This window comes from Streptomyces clavuligerus, assembly GCF_005519465.1.
Lineage (GTDB): Bacteria > Actinomycetota > Actinomycetes > Streptomycetales > Streptomycetaceae > Streptomyces > Streptomyces clavuligerus.
The window spans coordinates 1526820-1546831 of the sequence record NZ_CP027858.1 but is presented as its reverse complement, the minus strand read 5'-3'; the positions used below and the strand labels follow the sequence as shown (position 1 = coordinate 1546831).

Here is a 20012-nt window from a genome sequence, read left to right as displayed (position 1 = left end):
ATTTAGGGGACCAGGACATTGACAGGCCGTCCAGAGTTGGAAATTTTGACTAGGTACAGACTCCGGGCGGACGACCGAGATCCGGGGCCGACGGCAGGGGGGACACGCATGGCGGAGCCCAGCGGCGACGCACGGGACGCGGGCGCACGGGACACGAGCGACACGAGCGACGCAAGGGGGGTGCGGGACGGCGGGCCCCGGTATCTCGACGAGCGCACCGGCACCGGCTACCCGATCGGCGCCGATCTGCGCTGGCGCGCCGAGAGCGGCGCGCCCCTGTCGGTGAGCCCGCTGCCCGGTATCACCCGCGCCGACGTGGACACCGCCCGGCGCTCCCTCTGGCGCTACCGCGCCGCCCTCCCCGTCGACCTCCCCCGCCCCGTGTCGCTCGGCGAGGGCTGCACCCCGCTGGTCGACGGGGAGTGGGACGGCGTCCCCGTCTCGTTCAAGCTGGAGTGGTTCAGCCCCACCGGCAGCTTCAAGGACCGGGGCACCAGCGTGATGATCTCCTTCCTCGCCGCCCACGGGGCCACCGAGGTCATCGAGGACAGCTCCGGCAACGGCGGGGCGTCCGTCGCCGCCTACTGCGCCGCGGCCGGTATCCGCGCCCGGATCCTCGTCCCCGCCGCGACCTCGCCCGCCAAGGTGCTCCAGGCCCGCGCCTACGGGGCCGAGGTCCAGCTCGTCCCCGGCGATCGCGAGGCCACCGCGGCCGAGGCCCTGCGGCAGTCCGCCACCACCCCCTACGCGGGCCACAACTGGCATCCGTTCTTCCTCCAGGGCGTCAAGACACTCGCGTACGAGATCTGGGAGGACCTGGGCTTCACCGCCCCGGACACCGTCGTCACCGTCGCGGGCGCGGGCAGCACCGTCCTCGGTCTCCACCTCGGCTTCACCGAGCTGCTGACCGCCGGTCAGATCGACCGGCTGCCCCGGCTGCTGGTCGCCCAGCCCGCCCACTGCGCCCCGCTGTACGCGAGTTTCCGCGCCGGGACCGCGGCGCCCGTCCCCTTCACCTGCGCGCCCACCGTCGCCGAGGGCGCCGCCATCCAGCGGCCCGTCCGGCTGCCCGAGGTGCTGCGGGCCGTACGCCGCTCCGGCGGCGACATGGCGGCCGTCCCCGAGGACGCGATCGAGGACGCCGTGCGCGCGCTCGCCGCCCGGGGGCTGTACGCCGAACCGACCAGCGCCACCGCCGCGGCGGCCGTCGGGCTCTTCGCCGCGCGCGGCGCCCTCGTACCGGGGGAGCGCACCGTGGTCGTCCTCACCGGCTCCGGCCTCAAGGCGGCCGGGGCGATGGGACGCGTCGTGAACGGCGCCGACGACCGCGGGAGCGATCGATGAGCGACGGCGGTACGGAGGCGGCCGGGACGCCGTCCGAGGACGAGACGCTGCTGCGGGAGGCCGAGAAGATCGCCCAGGCCGTCGGACGGATGTTCCCCGGGCTCTGCGAGGTCGTCCTGCACGATCTGCGCGACCCCGGGCACGCCGTCCGGGCCATCGAGAACAACCTCTCCGGCCGACGGGGCGGCGAGCCCGCGACCGAGCTGGGTCTGGCCCGGATCGCGGACCCCGACTACCCGGGCGTGGTCCAGAACTACCCGGGGCGGCTGCCCGACGGCCGCCCCGTGAAGAGCACCTCCATCGGCATCAGGAACAGCCGGGGCGTCTACGTCGGCGCGCTCTGCCTCAACCTCGACACGGCCCCGCTGACGTCCCTCGCCGACGGCATCGCCCGGCTCGTCCGCACCGACGAGCACGAGAGCCCGCCCGTCGAGACCTTGCGCGCCCGCACCGTGGACACCCTGCGGGAGGCCGTCCGCGCCTACGCGGCGGAGCGCGGCCGAGGCCCGCGCGAACTGCGCCCGGCCGAGCGCCGGGAACTGCTCCGCGCCCTTCAGGACCAGGGACATCTGGAGGTCCGGCACGCGGTACGGGTGCTCACCGCGCTGCTCGGCGTCTCCCGGGCCACCGTCTACAACCACCTCCGCCCGCAGGGCCACGACCCGGGCGCACCCTGAGCGGCCCGGCCGCCCGAAGCGCGCGGATCACGCCGATCGTGTCGTCCCCGCGCCCCGTGGCCCCCGAACGGGTGACGCCCATAGTGGCGTTCACCGCCCCAAACCAGCCCATGATGCGATATCCCTGTACAGGGTTCCGGGTATCTTCCCGGCCATGAGTGAACGTGAACGCACCGTTCTGGACGAGAAGTTGGACCGTTCCTTCGGGATGCTCGACACCGACGGCGACGGCCGCATCCGCGAGCGGGACCTCGTCTGTCTGGCGGAGAAGCTGAACGCGGCCTTCTCCGGCGGGGCACCCGAGGCCGTCGCCCGGCTGGAGCGGGCGTTCACGGTGCTGTGGACCACCGATCTGCGGCCCATGGACGCCGACGGCGACGAGGCCATCGACCGCGCGGAGTGGTCCATGGGCGTGCGCCGGGCCGTGGCGGACGACCGGGCGGGCTTTCTGCGCCGGATGGGCACCGTGCTCCAGGCGTGGCTGGCCCTCTGCGACCGCGACGCCGACGGCCGCATCGACCGGCGGGCCTTCACCACCATGTACGGCCGCACCCTCGGAGTGCCCGACGCGGCGCTGACGGAGGCGTTCACCACGCTCGACATCGACGGGGACGGATACGTCGGCCACGACGAGGTCCGCGCCGCCGCCGAGGAGTACTGCACCAGCGAGAGCAGGGACACCCCGGGCAACTGGCTGCTGGGCCCACTGTGACCGCCGGGGCAGCCCCGCCGCCCGCGCCCGTCTTCTCCCGGCGGGCCCGGCCCGGGACGGGCCCGCCGATGAGCCCGGCCCCTTGAGGGAGCGCGGCCCCGTTCGTGTCCGGCGTGTCGGCGGTTTCCGTCCCCCGGCCCTCCGGGTGGCGTGTCCGGGGCGGCGGGCCCGGCCCCTCGGCCCTGCCCGTGAGTCCGGTCCCGCCGTCCCCCGCCCCTTGAGGAAGCGCGGACCCCGTGGGCCGGGAGCACCGGAGCCGCCCGTATCCGGTGTAACGGGTGTCTCCGTGGCCCGTGGCCCGTGGCCCGTGGCCCGGCCGTCCGCCGGGTCCCGCCGTGCGGGGCTGCCCGGGGCGGCGGACCCGGTCGCTTGAGTCCCGGCCCCTTGAGGAAGCGTGGACCCCGTGGCGGGCAGGAGCAGCAGTACGGGTCCCGTTCGTGTCCGGGGCGGTTGGGCCCGGTCCCGTTGTCCCGGCCCCCTGAGGGAGCGCGGGCCCTGCGGTGGGCCGGGAGCACCGGCGCCACCCGTGTCCGGCGTACGGTCTTTCCCGGGATCCGGCCGTCCGCCGGGTCCCGGGACGCGGGGCTGTCCGGGCGGCGGGCCCGGCTCCTCGGCCTCCGGCCCGTGAGCCCGGTCCCTTGGGTGCAGTCCCTTGAGGAAGCTGAGTACAGCCCCTTAAGGAAGCGCGGACCCCGTGGTAGACCAGGGTCACCGGCCCCGCCCGTATCCGCCGTATCGGAGGATTCCGTGCCCCAGCCGTCCGCCTGGTCCCGACGTGCCTTCCTCGCCGGCCTCACCGCCACCGGTGCCACCACGGCCGCCGCCCCGCCCGCGGCCGCGGACACCCGCCCGCCCGGCGCGTCGGGCGGGTCCGAACCCGGCGACCCCTACGAGGGTCTGCGCCGCCGCTGGCTGGAAATCGCCCTCGGCGGCGGCTACGACCCCGCCGCCGAGCCCTACGCCTCCCGTATCGCCCGCACCGTCCGGCTCGCGGCGGACCACCTCGCCGCCATGGCGCCCACCCCCACCTCGCTCTGGCCCGGCCACCCCTACGACCCGCCCGCCGGGATCACCCGCAGCTGCGCCCGGCTGTGGACCATGGCCCAGGGCTGGCACCACACCGGCGACCCCGCGCTGCTCGCGGGCGTCGTCCGCGGCCTCGACCATCTGGCCGCCACCGTCTACCACCCCGGCACCACCCGTTACGGCAACTGGTGGGAGTGGCAGATCGGCAGCCCCCGGCTGCTGCTCGACACCGTCGCGGCCCTGGGCGACCGGCTCACCCCCGACCGGCGCGAGGCCGTCTGCGCCGCCGTGGACCACTTCATCCCCGACGCCCTCCTCGGCAGCTACACCGGCACCTCCACCGGGGCCAACCGGGTGGACCTCGCCCGCTCCGTCGCCCTGCGCGGCATCCTCGGCCGCCGCCCCGCGAAGATCGCCCTCGCCCGGGACGCCCTGACACCCGTCTTCCCCCATGTGACGGCGGGCGACGGCCTCTACGCCGACGGCTCCTTCGTCCAGCACACCTGGGTGGCCTACTCCGGCACCTACGGACAGGTGCTCCTCGACGGCCTCGCCCGCCTCCTCGCCCTGCTCACCGGCTCGCCCTGGGCGGTCACCGACCCCCGCCGCCAGCTCGTCCTCGACAGCGTCGAACACGCCTTCGCGCCCCTGATCCACAACGGTCTGATGATGGACGTCGTCAACGGCCGGGCCGTCAGCCGGGGACGGCTCGCCGGTGACGAGGGGACCGTCCCGCGCGGCGACCACTTCCACGGCCACGCCATGATCGCCGCCATCGCGCTGCTCGCCGAGAGCGCGAGCCCCGCCGAGCGGGACCGCTGGCACGCCCGGATCCGCGGCTGGACGTACCGCGACACCACGGAACCGGTCCTGACCTCGCCCCAGTTCGGCGTCGCCGCCCTCGCCCGGCTGCACACGATCGCGGCGGCCCCAGGACCCGTCGCCCCCGAACCCACCGGCCACCGCCTCTTCGCCGCCATGGACCGGGCCGTGCACCGCCGCCCCGGCTGGGCCGCCGCCGTCGCGATGGCCTCCGAACGGATCGCGCACTACGAGTGCGGCAACGGCGAGCACCCGCGCGGCTGGCACACCGGCGCGGGCATGGTGCTGTGGTGGCCCGCCGACACCCAGGGCGGCCAGTACACCGACGCTTTCTGGCCGACCGTCGACCCCTACCGCATGCCCGGCACCACCGTGTCCACCCGGCGGCTGCCCGACCGGGCTGGAGGCGAGTGGGGAGAGCCCAGGCCCCCCGTCCGCTGGGTCGGCGGCGCCACCGACGGGGAGTACGCGGCCGTCGGCCAGCAGCTCGCCGGGCTGGGCTCCACGCTCACCGCCCGCAAGTCCTGGATCTGCGCCGACGACGCGATCATCTGCCTGGGCTCTGCGATCGGCTGCCGGGACGGCGTCCCCGTCGAGACCGTGATCGACAACCGCAACCTCGGCGCCCCCGGCTCCCCGGCCGCGTCCCCCGCCCTCGCCACCGGCCCCGGCTGGGCCCACCTCCCCGGCCACGGCGGCTGGGTCGTCCCCGGCGGACAGCGGCTGCGCACCCTGCGCGAGGACCGCACCGGGGCCTGGCGCGACATCAACAGCGGCGGTTCACCCGAACGGATCACCCGCCGCTATCAGACACTCTGGCTGGATCATGGCAGTGACCCGACGGCCGCCGCCTACCGCTATCTCCTGATGCCGGGCGCGAACCGGCGCGCCGTCGCCGCACGCGCCCAGGACCCGGGCTGGCTGACCGTGCACGCCCTGGACGCCGCCCGCCACGCCGTGTCGGTACGCTCCCTCGGGCTGCTCGCCGCGAACTTCTGGGAACCCGGCCGGGCGGGCCCGCTGACGGCGAGCGCGCCCGTGAGCGTGCTCGTCCGCCGCCGCCCGGGGCGCCGCGCCGCCCTGTGGCTGGCCGAGCCGCCCCGGACCGGCGCCCCGGTGGAGATCGTCTGGCACCGGCCGGTCCGCCGGGTCACCGCCCACGACCCCGGGATCGAGGTACGGTCCACCGGCCGGGCGCTGCGGCTGCGGCTGAACGGTGCGACGGCGTGCGCGAGCCATGGCTGTGAGGTCGCTCTTGACTGAGCGGGTTGTGAGGTTTCCATAAACAACACCCGCTCCCGGCTGGTGGGTGGGCCTCTCCGTGGTTCAGTTCTGTCAAGGGCCGACAGGAGATCGGCCGGGAGACTGTACGGTGTCGACGGGACGATTTTCTTGGAACGATCCGTAGGGTCGTTACATGACCGTTGTGGACGAGACCCCCAGCGAGCCGACGGACGCGCGCGGCCGTGTGGCGGAGCTGCGTGAGCTGCGTGAGCGGGCGGTACGCGGCCCGAGCGACCGAGCGACCGAGGCGCAGCACGCCAAGGGGAAGCTGACCGCGCGCGAGCGGATCGACCTGCTGGTGGACGCGGGCTCCTTCCGCGAGGTGGAGCAGTTGCGGCGGCACCGGGCCACGGGGTTCGGCCTGGAGGCCAGAAAGCCCTACACGGACGGTGTGATCACCGGCTGGGGGACGGTCGAGGGCCGGACGGTCTTCGTGTACGCCCATGACTTCCGGATCTTCGGCGGCGCGCTGGGCGAGGCCCACGCCACCAAGATCCACAAGATCATGGACATGGCCATCGCGGCCGGCGCCCCCCTGGTCTCGCTGAACGACGGCGCGGGCGCCCGTATCCAGGAGGGCGTCTCGGCGCTCGCCGGATACGGCGGGATCTTCCAGCGCAACACCCGTGCCTCCGGGGTGATCCCGCAGATCTCGGTGATGCTCGGCCCGTGCGCGGGCGGCGCGGCCTACAGCCCCGCCCTCACCGACTTCGTCTTCATGGTCCGCGAGACCTCGCAGATGTTCATCACGGGCCCGGACGTGGTCAAGGCCGTGACCGGCGAGGAGATCACCCAGAACGGCCTCGGCGGTGCGGATGTGCACGCCGAGACCTCCGGCGTGGCGCACTTCGCCTACGACGACGAGGAGACCTGCATCGCGGAGGTGCGCTACCTCCTGTCGATGCTGCCGCAGAACAACCGTGAGAATCCGCCCACCGTCGCCACCGACGACCCGGCGGACCGCCGCTCCGACGTCCTGCTCGACCTGGTGCCCGCCGACGGCAACCGGCCGTACGACATGCACCAGGTGATCGAGGAGCTGGTGGACGAGGGCGACTATCTGGAGGTCCACGAGCGCTGGGCGCGGAACATCATCTGCGCCCTGGCCCGGCTGGACGGCCGGGTGGTCGGCATCGTGGCCAACCAGCCGCAGACCCTCGCCGGGGTCCTCGATATCGAGGCTTCGGAAAAGGGTGCGCGCTTTGTCCAGATGTGCGACGCTTTCAATATTCCGATCATCACGTTTCTGGATGTCCCCGGCTTCCTTCCGGGTGTCGACCAGGAGCACGGTGGGATCATCCGGCACGGCGCGAAGCTGCTCTACGCGTACTGCAACGCGACGGTGCCGCGGATCTCGCTGATCCTGCGCAAGGCGTACGGCGGCGCGTACATCGTGATGGACTCCCAGTCCATCGGCGCCGACCTGACCTACGCCTGGCCGACCAACGAGATCGCGGTCATGGGCGCCGAGGGTGCCGCCAATGTGATCTTCCGTCGGCAGATCGCCGAGGCGGAGGACCCCGAGGTCATGCGGACCCGCATGGTCAAGGAGTACAAGTCCGAGCTGATGCACCCGTACTACGCCGCGGAGCGGGGGCTCGTGGACGACGTCATCGACCCCTCGGAGACCCGCGAGGTGCTGATCGCCGCGCTCGCCATGCTCCGCACCAAACACGCCGACCTGCCGTCCCGCAAGCACGGCAACCCGCCGCAGTAGGACCGCACCGGGTCCGGCGGCGGACCGCTTCAGCACCCGTAGTGAGCAGCAGTGCCGCAGTAGCCCAGTAGCCCTGTGGAGAACGGAGCCCGACCGATGAGCACACCCACCACCGAGTCCTCCCTGCTGCGTGTGGAGAAGGGCGCGTGCGAGCCCGAGGAACTGGCGGCGATCACCGCGGTCCTGCTGGCCCGCGCCGCGGCCAAGCCCGGCGAGCCGGACCAGGTCACCCCCTCCGCCGCCGGCTGGCGCCGGCTGGAGCGGCAGCGCGGCTTCCAGCCCTCCCACAGCTGGCAGGGCTGACCCGCCGCGCACCGAGCGTGCGCCGAAGGGCCCGTGGCACCCACCGTGCCACGGGCCCTTCGGCGTCCTGGGACCACCGCGGCCGACGGCCCGATCCGGCCACCGCCCGTACGAGCCGCCGCACACGGAAGGCCCCCCGCGCCCGTACGGCTCGGGGGGCCTTCTCGCCGGTGTGTTCTCGCCGGTCTGTGCCGATGTACCGATTCGGCTAGCGCAGCCGGGCCATGAGGGCGTGTTCGACGAGGGTGATGAGGGCGCTTTTGGCGTCGGCGCGGTGGCGTGCGTCGGTGGTGATGATGGGGGTGTCGGGGCCGATCTGGAGGGCTTCGCGGACTTCTTCGGGGCTGTAGGGCTGGTGTCCGTCGAAGCCGTTGAGGGCGATGACGAAGGGGAGGCCGCTGTTTTCGAAGTAGTCGACGGCGGGGAAGCAGTCGGCGAGGCGGCGGGTGTCGACGAGGACGACGGCGCCGATGGCGCCGCGGACGAGGTCGTCCCACATGAACCAGAAGCGGTCCTGTCCGGGGGTGCCGAAGAGGTAGAGGATGAGGTCCTGGTCGAGGGTGATGCGTCCGAAGTCCATGGCCACGGTGGTGGTGGTCTTGTCTCCGGTGTGGGTGAGGTCGTCGATGCCGGCGGAGGCCGATGTCATGACGGCCTCGGTGCGCAGCGGGTTGATCTCCGAGACGGCGCCGACGAACGTGGTCTTGCCCACGCCGAAGCCGCCCGCCACCACGATTTTCGCGCTGGTGGTTGAGCGGGCAGCACCGCCGCTAGAGCTTGCGAAGTCCACTGAGCACCCTTTCGAGCAGTGTCACATCTGGCTGACCACCGGCGGCCTCGTCGCCGCCCGGCTGGTGGATGGCGACGAGGCCCGCCTCCGCCAGGTCGGCGACGAGGATTCGGGCCACGCCGAGGGGGATATGGAGCAGCGCCGAGATCTCGGCGACCGACTTGATTTCGATGCACAGCCGGCAGATCCGCTGGTGCTCGGGCAGTTGCCCGTGCAGGCTCGACGGATCGGCCGTGGTGCTGACCAGCGCCTCGATGGCGAGCTGGTAGCGGGGCCGGGTCCGGCCGCCGGTCATGGCGTACGGACGCACCAGCGGATTGTGTGTGTTCTGCGGCGGCGGCTCCGGGGCTGCCCGCTGCTGCCGCTGCTGGTAGGGCCGTTCATAGGGCCGTTGCTCATACGGTGAGGCATACGGCTGGTGCGGCTGCCCGGGGTACGGGGGAAGGCCGCCGCCCTGGGGCTGCCCCTGGCCGTGGCCCGGGAACTGCCCCTGACCCTGGCCGTGGCCCGGTCCCATGCCCTGTCCCTCCGGTGCCGGAGTGAATCCGTAGCGGTGGCGGGATCGCTCCTCGGCCGTCCGGTGAGCATCGCCGTCGTAGGGGCGTCCGCCCGGGGGTGTTGCCACGTTTCCTCCTCCGATCGCGAGTAGCCGGTTCCCGTACCTGTGGAGCCGCGCCACCGCACCCTATGGTGCGGTGGCGTGAAACGCACTGTCTGCCGGTTAGTTGAGAAGACTCCCCTGAAGTTCCGCGCGGAGGTCGGGAGTCAGGACATTTCCGGCACGGTCCACCAGGAGGGCCATCTCATAGCCGACCAGGCCGATGTCGGCCTCCGGGTGGGCGAGGACGGCCAGTGAGGACCCGTCCGAGATGGACATGATGAAGAGGAAGCCGCGCTCCATCTCCACGACCGTCTGGTTGACGGCCCCGCCCTCGAAGATGCGGGAGGCCCCCGCGGTCAGCGAGGTCAGTCCGGAGGCGACGGCCGCGAGCTGGTCGGCACGGTCGCGCGGGAATCCTTCGGACATCGCCAGCAGGAGTCCGTCGGCGGAGACCACCACCGTGTGGGACACCCCGGGGGTGTTGTCCACGAAGTTGGTGATCAACCAGTTCAGATTCTGCGCTGCCTGGCTCATCGGGCTCACACTAACGCTCCTGGTTGTAGGTGCTACCCGGGTCGAAACCCGGTCCGTTCGTGTCCACTCCCGCACTGCGTCCCCGCTGGACGCCGCGGCGGAGATTGCTCAGTCTGCCGCGTACGTCCTCCGGAGCGCGGGAGACCTGAGGGCCCCGCTGCGCGGTCTGCTCCGCGGCGCCCTCGATGAGGTTGGCCTTGGGCACCCGCCGCGGCAGCCCGGACGAGGTCACCCCGCCTGCCTTCGGCTCACGGAGCTTCTCCGCCCGCTGCCAGCGCTCGTCGTTGGCAGCGCGCTCGGCCGAGGACTCGGCGGAGCTCCGCGTGTCGCCCAGCGCCTCGGACCGATCGCTCCGCGGGGCTTCCTCCACGGGCTGCCGCCACTGCTCCCGGGGCTGCTGCGGCGCCTTGGGGGAGCCACGGCGCGGCAGACCGGCCCCGGTCAGCTCGTGACCGCTGCCCGGGGACTGACCCGGACGGTCGAAGCCTACGCGCTCGGGACCGTTCCCGGGACCGTCCAGGTGGGTAGGAGCGGCCTCCGGTTCTGGCTGGAAAATCGGCTCAAACGCACTGGGATAGGAGGTCTGCTCCGTCCAGTCCCCCTGGTGGGGCTGGTGGACATAGGCATCCCCATAGGGCGATCCGCCCGGCTGCACGGCCTGGAACGAATCCTCCGTATAGCCGTCCGTACCGGGCAGCCCCACAGCGGCGGACGGGCCCGCGGGCAGGACACCGGCACCGGCAGGACCGAACGGCGCCCGGCCCTCGGGACCCGTCGGATACCCCGTGTACCCGTCGGCCGCCGTGTGCGCGGTGTACGCGTCGGCACCGGGGTGCGCCGGGCCCTGCGCGTACCCGCCCTGAGGGCCGGGGTACGGCTGCTGCCCACTCGGGCCGGGGAAGCCCTGCCCGGCGGGGAACTGCTCGCCGAACGGGGCGCCCTGACCGGGCTGCCCGTATCCCGGGGCACCCGGGCCGCTCTGGACACTCTGACCACTCGGGACACCCTGGCCGCTCCCGACGCTCGGGAAGCCCTGGGTGTCCTGCCCGCCGGGGCCGCCCTGCCCGCCCTGGCCCGCGGGGCCCTGCGGGGCGGGCCCGGGGCGCGCGCCGTGGTGCGTCTGCGCCTCCAGTGCCGCACGTCGCTCACCGCGCTTCAACGAGCGGTTGACGGCGCCGGGCCGGGGTGATCCCTGATGGGCCTCGTAGCGGGAGTCGTCGAAGCCCAGTTCGGCGGCGGTCCGTACCGGACCCGCGCTGAAGGACTCCTGCTCCGGGATGATCTGCGACACGGTGAAGTCGCTGAGGCCGCCGTCGGCCTGCCCCTCGCCGCCGCCCCCGCGGGTGATCGGCTCGGGGAGCATGACCAGCGAGGTCGTGCCCGCCTGCTCGCCCGAGGGGCGGAGCTGGACCCGGATCCCGTGCCGGTCGGCCAGCCGGCCGACCACGAAGAGCCCCATGCGCTGGGAGACGGCCGCGTCCACCACCGGCGGGTTGGCCAGCTTGTGGTTGATGTCGGCGAAGTCCTCGGGGGTCAGACCGATGCCCTTGTCATGGATCTCGACCATCACCCGGCCGTCGGGCAGCCGGGTGGCCGTCACCCGCACCTTGGTCTGCGGCGAGGAGAACGTGGTGGCGTTCTCCAGCAGCTCCGCCAGCAGATGGACGAGGTCGGTGACCGCGCGGCCGTGGATATCGGTCTCGGGGACGCCGGACAGCTCGATCCGCTCGTACGACTCCACCTCGGAGGAGGCCGCGCGGAGCACGTCCACCAGCGGGATGGGCTGGTCCCAGCGGCTGCCGGGGTCCTCACCCGCGAGGATGAGCAGGTTCTCGCCGTTGCGGCGCATCCGGGTGGCGAGGTGGTCCAGCCGGAAGAGGGAGGCGAGCTGGTCCGGGTCGGCCTCGCTGTTCTCCAGCTCGGTGATCAGCGTGAGCTGGCCCTCGATCAGCGACTGGTTGCGCCGGGAGAGATTGGTGAAGATCGCGTTGACGTTGCCCCGCAGCATCGCCTGCTCGGCGGCGAGCCGGACGGCCTCCCGGTGGACCTGGTCGAAGGCGCGGGCGACCTCGCCGATCTCGTCCCGGCTGTCGATCGGGATCGGTTCCACCCGGGTGTCGACCCGGCCGGGCTCGGTCCGGGAGAGCTGGTCGACCAGCATCGGCAGCCGCTGCTCGGCGACACCGAAGGCGGCGGTGCGCAGCCGCTGCATCGAGCGGCTCATCTGACGGGCCGCGGCCCCGCCCAGAACAAAGGCCACCAGCAGGGCGACCACGGTGATCGCGCCGTTGACGAAGGCGTCCCGGCGGGCGTCGGACGCGATGGCGGACGCCTCCCGCACGGCCCCGTCCATCAGCTCCTGCTCGACCTGCCGGTACCCCTCGAACCTGTTGGTGGCCACCGCCATCCAGGTCTCGGGGGTGATGTCCTGCTTGGCCAGGTCCTTCGGCGCGGTGCCGGTGCCGATGCGGCGGGCCATGCCGGTGAAGACGGACTCGTTCTCCTTGGGCGGGTTCGCCCCGGTCTCCTGGAGCTTCTTCTCGTCCTCGGCGGCCCGCACGTTCATGACCGACTGGAGCCGGTCCACATCCGCCTGGGTGCCGCCGGAGGCGAACTCGGCGATCGCGATCTGTTCCAGGTAGTTGTAGGAATTGAAGGCGATGGTCTGCTTCTGGAAGACGTCCGGCTTGTCACTCGGACGCACCAGCAGGTGCATACCAATGGAACGCTGAAGGGATTCGGCGGCCTTGGCGAGCTGAATGGCGTAGACCATGCGCCCGTAACTCGTCACATTTCCGGTGCCGAGCCCCAGCTCGTTCCCGAACTCCATGAGGGAGTGCTGCACCTGGACATAGCCCTCTTCGGTGCGGACCGGGTCGAGGCTGGTGGTGTAGGCGGCCTCGCGCAGCTCCTTGAGCCGCGGCTCCTCACTGCGGAAAAGCGTCAGCCGCCGCTCGAGCCCCTGTCCGGACGGCATGTCCTTGACGGTCCTGTCGAACGCGGCTTTCGCGGCGTCCGTCGCCGCGTAGGCCCGCTTCACCTCGTCCGAGCGGCGTTCCTCGGGTGTGGTGGCGGTGAGGAGCGGTCGCGCGGTGAGGTCGCGCTCGTTGAGGAGGGCGGCGCCGTACTGGGCGGCGGCGCGCACCACGCGCGCGGTCCGCTCGGCGTCCTGGGCCTCGCCCCAGGTGTCGATGGACGACTTCACCTGGAGCCCGCCCATCACCAGTCCGACCAGGACGGGGAGGAGGAGGATCGCGTTCAGCCGGGTGGGCACCCGCCAGTTGCGCGGGGCGAGCCGGGCGGCGAGGCCGCCGGAGGCGGCGGGAGGATCGGCCGCGGGCACGTCGACGGGCTCAGCGACCGCGCGCTGGGGCGGGGTGAAGTTGCCCCGCGCCTGTTGCTCCGCGGAGCTGTTCTTGCTTCGCCTCACTCGACCAAAACCTCTCGGCGCCGGCACCGGGTTGATGTGCCGTTGTTCTGTTCAGAGCCGTACTACTCAGAAGTCCGTCGAATTTCAGCATGTGGAGCGGGTGGGCTCCAAACAGTTGGAACCAGCCATTCCGAGTGATCACGCCGCCAGATAAAACGGGCATAAAGAGCGAGATGCTTCAAAAGGCAAGGGGTATGTGAGCACAGCGGCACCGAGTGGATGCGCCGGGTGGTCGATCCCGGGTAATTCTCTGTCGAAATGTTATGAACACGGGGGCGGACCGTGTCAAAGGACACAGTCCGCCCATCGGTGGCTTCTGGGCCACTACGACAACTTCCGTATACCCATGTCTACTTGAGCCGGGCCATGAGGGCGTGTTCGACGAGGGTGATGAGGGCGCTTTTGGCGTCGGCGCGGTGGCGTGCGTCGGTGGTGATGATGGGGGTGTCGGGGCCGATCTGGAGGGCTTCGCGGACTTCTTCGGGGCTGTAGGGCTGGTGTCCGTCGAAGCCGTTGAGGGCGATGACGAAGGGGAGGCCGCTGTTTTCGAAGTAGTCGACGGCGGGGAAGCAGTCGGCGAGGCGGCGGGTGTCGACGAGGACGACGGCGCCGATGGCGCCGCGGACGAGGTCGTCCCACATGAACCAGAAGCGGTCCTGTCCGGGGGTGCCGAAGAGGTAGAGGATGAGGTCCTGGTCGAGGGTGATGCGTCCGAAGTCCATGGCCACGGTGGTGGTGGTCTTGTCTCCGGTGTGGGTGAGGTCGTCGATGCCGGCGGAGGCCGATGTCATGACGGCCTCGGTGCGCAGCGGGTTGATCTCCGAGACGGCGCCGACGAACGTGGTCTTGCCCACGCCGAAGCCGCCCGCCACCACGATTTTCGCGCTGGTCGTCGACCGGCTCTGCCCTCCGGCGTCGCCGCTAGAGCTTCCGAAGTCCACTGAGCACCCTTTCGAGCAGTGTCACATCCGGCGTGCCGCCGGCATCTCCGTTGCCCGGCTGGTGGATCGCCACCATGCCCGCCTCCGCCAGGTCGGCGACGAGGATGCGGGCCACGCCGAGCGGCATCGACAGCAGCGCCGACACCTCCGCCACCGACTTGACCTCACGGCACAGATGGCAGATCCGCTGGTGCTCGGGGAGCAGCCCGGCGAGCAGCGCGGGGTCGGCCGTGGTGCTGACCAGCGCCTCGATGGCGAGCTGGTAGCGGGGCCGGGTCCGGCCGCCGGTCATGGCGTACGGACGCACCAGCGGCTGGTCACCCTCGAAGCCGTAGTCGCTTTGAGCACCGTACGGATCGTGAGAGGCGGTTGGCGGGGTCATGAGTCCTCCGGGCGGGACAGCAGGTGGTCGACGTGCCGTCGGAACGGGCCGGTGGGGGCCGATCGGGCGACCTGACGGTGACGGCGCGAGGCGCGCTATCTGGATGAATGGGCGGTATCGGGTGCGGCGGTCAATGCAGCAGACTTCCCTGAAGCTCGGCGCGGAGGTCGGGGGTGAGCACCCCGCCCGTGCGGTCGACCAGAAGAGCCATCTCGTAGCCCACGAGGCCGATGTCGCACTCGGGGTGGGCGAGGACGGCCAGCGAGGACCCGTCCGAGATGGACATCAGGAAGAGGAAGCCGCGCTCCATCTCCACGACCGTCTGGCTCACCGGGCCGCCCTCGAAGATGCGGGAGGCCCCCGCGGTCAGCGAGGTCAGTCCGGAGGCGACGGCCGCGAGCTGGTCGGCACGGTCGCGCGGGAATCCTTCGGACATCGCCAGCAGGAGTCCGTCGGCGGAGACCACCACCGTGTGGGACACCCCGGGGGTGTTGTCCACGAAGTTGGTGATCAACCAGTTCAGATTCTGCGCCGCCTGGCTCATCGGGCTCAACTAACGCTCCTGCGGGTGTGTGGGGCCGAGGTTGAAGCTGTCGGTCGTCGAGCTGTTCTGCTGACGGCCCTGCTGAATGCCACGGCGGAGGTTGGTGAGCCGGCCGCGCACGTCGTCCGGCGCTCGCGAGACCTGGGGGCCGCTGTGAGCGCTCTGCTCCTGAGCCGTGCCCGCGACCAGGTTGGCGCGCGGTACCCGGCGAGGAAGACCTGAGGTGGTGACGCCGCCGGAGGAGGGCTTGCGGGCACGTTCCGCCTGCCGTCCCAGCTCGTCGTTGGGGGAGTCGTGCCAGCCGGCCTCCGGCTGGTCCTGCTGGACGGGCCGCTCGGCGTGGACGTCCTGGCCGGAGGCGCCGGAGCCCTGCTCCTGCGAGCGGAACCAGTCCGTCTCCAGGGTGTCGTACAGCGGGGTACGGCCGTCGACCGGGCCGGGGGGCGCGGGCGGCAGCGCTTCGGGCTGCGGCCGGTCCGGCAGCGCGGCCGGCCGGTGGCCGTCCAGGGCGTTCCCCGGCTGCTCGAAGCCGCGCGGAGCGGGCGCCTGGCCCGGCGCGGGCGGCTGCGGGGCCCCGAGGTCGGGGCGCGGGAACTGTCCGGTGTCCGTCTGGCCGGGGTAGCCGGGGAGGCTGTTCTGTCCGGTGTCCTGCCCCGGGTAGCCGGGCCGGGTGTAGGAGCCGGTGGTGGCCGGGTCCTGGTAGCCGGGCTGGGGGAGCTGTCCGGAGTTCTGGTCCTGGTAGCCGGGGCGGGGGAGGTTGCCGGACGCCGGGTCCTGGAAGTCGGGGCGCGGGAACTGTCCGGTGTCCGTCTGGCCGGGGTAGCCGGGGAGGCTGTTCTGTCCGGTGTCCTGCCCCGGGAAGTCGGGCCGGGTGTAGGAGCCGGTGGTGGCCGGGTCCTGGTAGCCGGGCTGGGGGAGCTGTCCGGAGTTCTGGTCCTGGTAGCCGGGGCGGGGGAGGTTGCCGGACGCCGGGTCCTGGAAGTCGGCGCGCGGGAACTGCCCGGTGGCCGCCGGGTCCTGGCCCATGCCCGCGGGGCGCGGCGCCCCGGGGTCGATCCGGGGCATCGGGGCGGTCGCGGTCGGGTCCTGCTCCGCACCGGGGTTCCGGGACGCGAAGGGGCCACCGGGTGGGTTGCCGCCCGCCCGACCGCCGACCGGGCCCTGCTGCGGGGAGCCGAAGACATCGGGACGGACGAACGGACCGCCGGGCCCGCCCTGCTGCGGGGAGCCGCCGGGGCCGCGCAGGCCGCCGTTCTCCTCATGGCCGCGCGGCGCGTCGGCCGCCGGGCCGCCGAACGGGCCGGGGGCCTGGTTCGGTCCGCGCTGCGGAGCACCGGGGCCGCCGGGCAGCTCGGGGCGCGGCCCGCCCGCCGCGGGGGTGGGGAGCTGCCGTCCGCGGTCGCCCGCGTTCGGGCCGCCGGGGCCGCCCTGCTGCGGACCGGTGCCCCGGCCGGAGCCGTTCTTCGGGGGACGGTTGCCGAAGGCGCCGGCGAGGCCGGTGCCCTGACGGCCCTGGCCGGGACCGCCGTCCCGGCTCGGCAGCGCGGTGCGCCCGCCCGGTCCGCCCGGTCCGGCGCCGACCTGGCCGCGCTGCGGACCGCCCGCGACGGGCGCGCCGGGACCACCGGGGCCGCCGGGTCCACCACCGAGACCGCCGGGACCGCCGAGACCGCCGCCGGGTCCGCCCGGGGGCATCCCGCCGGGCACACCGGCGCCGGGGGCGCCGGGCGCCTTCCGGCCGCCCTGTGCCAGGTCGACGGGGAGCATGACCAGCGCGGTCGTACCGCCCGAGTCGGAGGGACGGAGCTGAATCCGGATGCCGTGACGCAGCGACAGCCGACCGACCACGAAGAGGCCCATGCGGCGGGAGACGGAGACGTCCACGGTGGGCGGCGAGGCCAGCCGCTCGTTGATCGCGGCGAGGTCCTCGGGGGAGAGGCCGATACCGGTGTCGTGGATCTCGACCAGCACCCGCCCGTCGGGGAGGGCGTGACCGGTGACCTTGACCTTGGTCTGGGGGGAGGAGAACGAGGTGGCGTTCTCCAGCAGCTCGGCGAGGAGGTGCACGAGGTCGTTGACCACGCGCCCGGCGACCTGGGTCGCGGGGACGGCGGCCAGTTCGATCCGCTCGTACTGCTCCACCTCGGACGCGGCGGCGCGGAGCACGTCGACCAGCGGGACCGGGCGGGTCCAGCGGCGGCCGGGCTCCTCGCCCGCGAGGACGAGGAGGTTCTCACCGTTACGGCGCATACGGGTCGCGAGGTGGTCCAGCTTGAAGAGCGAGGAGAGCTGGTCCGGGTCGGCCTCGCGGGACTCCAGCTCGGAGATGAGCGAGAGCTGGCGCTGGATGAGGCCCTGGGAGCGCCGGGAGAGGTTGGTGAACATCGCGTTGACGTTGCCCCGCAGCAGCGCCTGCTCGGCGGCGAGGCGGACCGCCTCGCGGTGCACGTCGTCGAAGGCCGCGGCCACCTTGCCGATCTCGTCGCGGGAGTGGACGCCGACGGACTCGACGGAGGTGTCCACGTCCTGCGGGTCGGACTCGGAGAGCTGCTTGACCAGCTCGGGCAGCCGCTCCTGGGCGACCTTCGTGGCCGTGTCCTGGAGCCGCCGCAGCGAGCGGATCATGGAGCGGGCCACGACGAAGGCGCCGACGAGCGAGACACCGAGGACGACGACGATCAGCGCGCCGTTGATGATGGCCTCGCGCTGGGACTCCTCGCGGAGCTGGCGCGCCTTGGTCTCCATCTCGCCGAGAAGCGTGGTCTCGATCTGCTTCATGGCCTCGATGCGGACGCCGTAGTCGTCGATCCAGTCGAGGTACGAGCGCTGCTGCCGGTCCTCCAGCGCGTCGGCCCGGCTCAGCACCCGCTGGGCGTACTCCTGGGCCTCGCCGATGATCGGGTTGCCGTTGTCGAGCTGCTCGGTCAGATCCTGCGGGTCCCCGCCGGAGGCGGCGTAGATCTGCTCGAACTGCTCCAGCTCGTCCTCGCCGTTCTGGAGGGCGGCCTCGCCGTACTCGCGGTCGGTGTCGCTGAGACCGGGGCCCTCGGCGCCCGCGCCGCCGGGCAGCGCGGCGGCGATGATCCCGCGCTGCATGGACGCGTACTCCTTGGCGGAGGAGAACGCCGCCAGCGCCCGGGTGCGCTTGATCATCTCCGGGTTGGAGGTGGCCTGCGCCATGTCCTGGGAGAGGCCGAGCAGCGACTGGATGAGCCGGTGGTACTTCTCGACCGTGAGCGACTTCGGCAGATTGTCCGCGTAGGCGTTCTTCCGCAGCGTGTTCAGCTCGGCGAGCTGGCGGGCGATCTGGTTGGCGTTGGCCCGGATGCTCTCCAGCGCGTCGTTGTCCCCGGTGTTGGGGATGTCGCGGGTGGTCTCCAGGAAGCTCTTGCGGGCGCGGTCGGTGGACTCGCGCGGCTCGGTGATCTTGAAGTCGGTCTTCTTGACCTTGTTGGAGAGCGGACCGGCCGTCTCGTCGCGCTCCTCCTGGAGGGCGACGGCGAGCTTGGTCGCCTCCTGGGTCATGTCGGTGAGCAGCTGCATGTGGTCGAGCTGCTCCATGCGCTCCATGGACTCGTTGATCCGCAGCCCGCCCAGGGCGGTCGCCGCGACAACGGGGAGGGTCAGCAGGGAGATGAGACGGGTACTGATGCGCCAGTTGCGCAGGGCGAGCCGGGAACCGGTGTCGACCGGGCCCGTGCCCTTGGGAGCGCTGGGGGAGTTGTCGCCCGCCGGGACGGGTCCGCCGCCGGGTCCGCCGGGGCCACCCGCGCCGCCGGGTCCGCCCGGTCCACCGGGCACCCCCGGTCCGGGCGGCGGTCCGGCCATCCCGGGCACCGTGACACCCGCGCGCGCGGCTGCGGAGCGGGGGCCTCCGGGAAGCGGGGCGGGCCCGGAACGGGCGCCGCGGTCACCGCCGTCGGCGCCCGGCCCGGCCGGTCCCTGGTTCCGGGTGTGCTGGGGAGAGGGGCCGCGGTCGGTCCCGCCGCGCGGCTCCTGTCCCGCTACAGCTTCCCCTCGGCTCTGGCGGGTCGGGGGAGATCCCGCGCCATCCCTCTTGAAACGTCCCTGCACTAGCGTCGCAACCTCTTGACCAGGCGTCCCACCGCGATCCGCGGCAGAACTGTTGTCGGCGTCGGTGAGGCGCGGCAAGCGCCCCGGTGGTGGTCGTGAGTGACCGGCGCTCTCCCCCTTTCCCGCCGCCGCTCGGCGCTGCGTTGCGCCTTCCTGCGCGCCGGCCTTGATAACCGCGGCGGTGCGGGAATTCCAGCACAGCCCCGGATCTCCAACAAGAGCGGCGGGGGCCGTCCCCCATTCCATGACGCAAAGTGATGCACATGTCACAGTTCGTAGAGGAAGTGGGGGGATGAAAGGGGCATTTCCCTGCGATTTCGTGAGGCGTGAAGGGTGCCCCAGTCGCCATGATCGGGAGCGGAATGGCAGCTTCAGCTACCAATGTCCGTTTCTGACCCTCTCGCATCCGGTCTGAAATGACCGAATTGCCGGGCAAGTGGTGAGCAAACTCACATGGATCTCACCGTCTCTCCCCACATTCGCGGGGAATCCGATGTTTAGCCTGGCGCTTTACATGTACGACTTTCTGTCGATCGCCGTTCACCGAACGGCCCCACACCAAGGGTCGGAAAGCAGCCGATGAAGTCAACGATGACGCTCCGCAACATAGCGAATCCCCGGCGCACCACGCTCGCCCATCTGGCGAAGGGCGAGTCGTTCCCGGCGCCGGAGCGCCCCGAGCACGCGGCCGAGCTGCCGACGCAGACCGCCAACCCCCGCCGCACCGTGCTGATGGTCGCCCCCGTCCAGGGCTGAGGCGCTGCGGCGCGCACGGGAGGGCGGGCCCGGCCGCGTTAGCCTGGAGCGTCAGACTCCAGCAGCGTCAGCAGT

The 20012-nt window shown here is 72.4% G+C and carries 15 protein-coding genes; 7 read left to right on the top strand and 8 right to left on the bottom strand.

Features of this window, described 5'->3' with window-relative positions; genetic code table 11:
* The first annotated feature begins 108 nt into the window (after nucleotides 1–108).
* The 6 genes from CRV15_RS06175 (at nucleotide 109) to CRV15_RS06150 (ending at nucleotide 7885) form a co-directional block, all read left to right on the top strand.
* Nucleotides 109–1344: a threonine synthase gene (locus CRV15_RS06175; protein ID WP_003961968.1), complete on the top strand. Its 1236-nt coding sequence runs from the start codon at nucleotides 109–111 to the stop codon at nucleotides 1342–1344.
* Nucleotides 1341–2021, top strand: coding sequence for a helix-turn-helix transcriptional regulator (locus tag CRV15_RS06170; protein ID WP_003961969.1), 681 nt, complete (start codon nucleotides 1341–1343; stop codon nucleotides 2019–2021). The genes CRV15_RS06175 and CRV15_RS06170 overlap by 4 nt, the downstream gene beginning before the upstream one ends.
* Before the next feature lie 154 nt (nucleotides 2022–2175).
* The gene (locus CRV15_RS06165) at nucleotides 2176–2733 is read left to right on the top strand and encodes an EF-hand domain-containing protein (protein WP_003961970.1); all 558 of its coding nucleotides are present in this window, start codon (nucleotides 2176–2178) and stop codon (nucleotides 2731–2733) included.
* A 747-nt stretch (nucleotides 2734–3480) separates the two neighbouring features.
* Entirely contained in the window at nucleotides 3481–5844 is a 2364-nt protein-coding gene (locus CRV15_RS06160; protein ID WP_003961971.1) for a polysaccharide lyase 8 family protein, read from the top strand.
* 154 nt (nucleotides 5845–5998) lie between these two features.
* A complete protein-coding gene (locus tag CRV15_RS06155) occupies nucleotides 5999–7582 on the top strand; it encodes an acyl-CoA carboxylase subunit beta (RefSeq protein WP_003961972.1) in 1584 nt (527 codons plus the stop codon).
* A 96-nt stretch (nucleotides 7583–7678) separates the two neighbouring features.
* On the top strand, nucleotides 7679–7885 hold the full coding sequence (locus CRV15_RS06150) for an acyl-CoA carboxylase subunit epsilon (RefSeq protein WP_003961973.1): 207 nt from the start codon (nucleotides 7679–7681) through the stop codon (nucleotides 7883–7885).
* Nucleotides 7886–8093: 208 nt separating this feature from the next.
* Here the strand turns inward: CRV15_RS06150 and CRV15_RS06145 are convergent, their stop codons facing one another.
* The 8 genes from CRV15_RS06145 to CRV15_RS06110 form a co-directional block, all read right to left on the bottom strand.
* Nucleotides 8094–8675 carry a GTP-binding protein gene (locus CRV15_RS06145; RefSeq protein ID WP_029183061.1) on the bottom strand — a complete coding sequence of 194 codons (582 nt, stop codon included), beginning with the start codon at nucleotides 8673–8675 and terminating at the stop codon, nucleotides 8094–8096.
* Nucleotides 8656–9300: a DUF742 domain-containing protein gene (locus tag CRV15_RS06140; RefSeq protein ID WP_174391390.1), complete on the bottom strand. Its 645-nt coding sequence runs from the start codon at nucleotides 9298–9300 to the stop codon at nucleotides 8656–8658. The genes CRV15_RS06145 and CRV15_RS06140 overlap by 20 nt, the downstream gene beginning before the upstream one ends.
* A 96-nt stretch (nucleotides 9301–9396) precedes the next feature.
* A complete protein-coding gene (locus CRV15_RS06135) occupies nucleotides 9397–9810 on the bottom strand; it encodes a roadblock/LC7 domain-containing protein (protein ID WP_009997645.1) in 414 nt (137 codons plus the stop codon).
* 10 nt (nucleotides 9811–9820) lie between these two features.
* A complete protein-coding gene (locus CRV15_RS06130; protein WP_009997646.1) occupies nucleotides 9821–13240 on the bottom strand; it encodes a sensor histidine kinase in 3420 nt (1139 codons plus the stop codon).
* A 350-nt stretch (nucleotides 13241–13590) separates the two neighbouring features.
* Nucleotides 13591–14181: a GTP-binding protein gene (locus CRV15_RS06125; RefSeq protein WP_029183063.1), complete on the bottom strand. Its 591-nt coding sequence runs from the start codon at nucleotides 14179–14181 to the stop codon at nucleotides 13591–13593.
* Nucleotides 14162–14563 (bottom strand): DUF742 domain-containing protein, encoded by a 402-nt coding sequence (locus CRV15_RS06120; RefSeq protein WP_003961979.1) that lies wholly within the window; start codon nucleotides 14561–14563, stop codon nucleotides 14162–14164. The genes CRV15_RS06125 and CRV15_RS06120 overlap by 20 nt, the downstream gene beginning before the upstream one ends.
* A gap of 130 nt (nucleotides 14564–14693) precedes the next feature.
* On the bottom strand, nucleotides 14694–15107 hold the full coding sequence (locus tag CRV15_RS06115; protein WP_003957641.1) for a roadblock/LC7 domain-containing protein: 414 nt from the start codon (nucleotides 15105–15107) through the stop codon (nucleotides 14694–14696).
* Nucleotides 15108–15116: 9 nt separating this feature from the next.
* Entirely contained in the window at nucleotides 15117–19181 is a 4065-nt protein-coding gene (locus tag CRV15_RS06110) for a nitrate- and nitrite sensing domain-containing protein (protein WP_079133004.1), read from the bottom strand.
* 591 nt (nucleotides 19182–19772) lie between these two features.
* On the opposite strand from CRV15_RS06110, the gene CRV15_RS35840 reads away from it, so the two are divergent.
* Entirely contained in the window at nucleotides 19773–19937 is a 165-nt protein-coding gene (locus tag CRV15_RS35840) for a hypothetical protein (protein WP_009997650.1), read from the top strand.
* The last annotated feature ends 75 nt before the right edge of the window (nucleotides 19938–20012 follow it).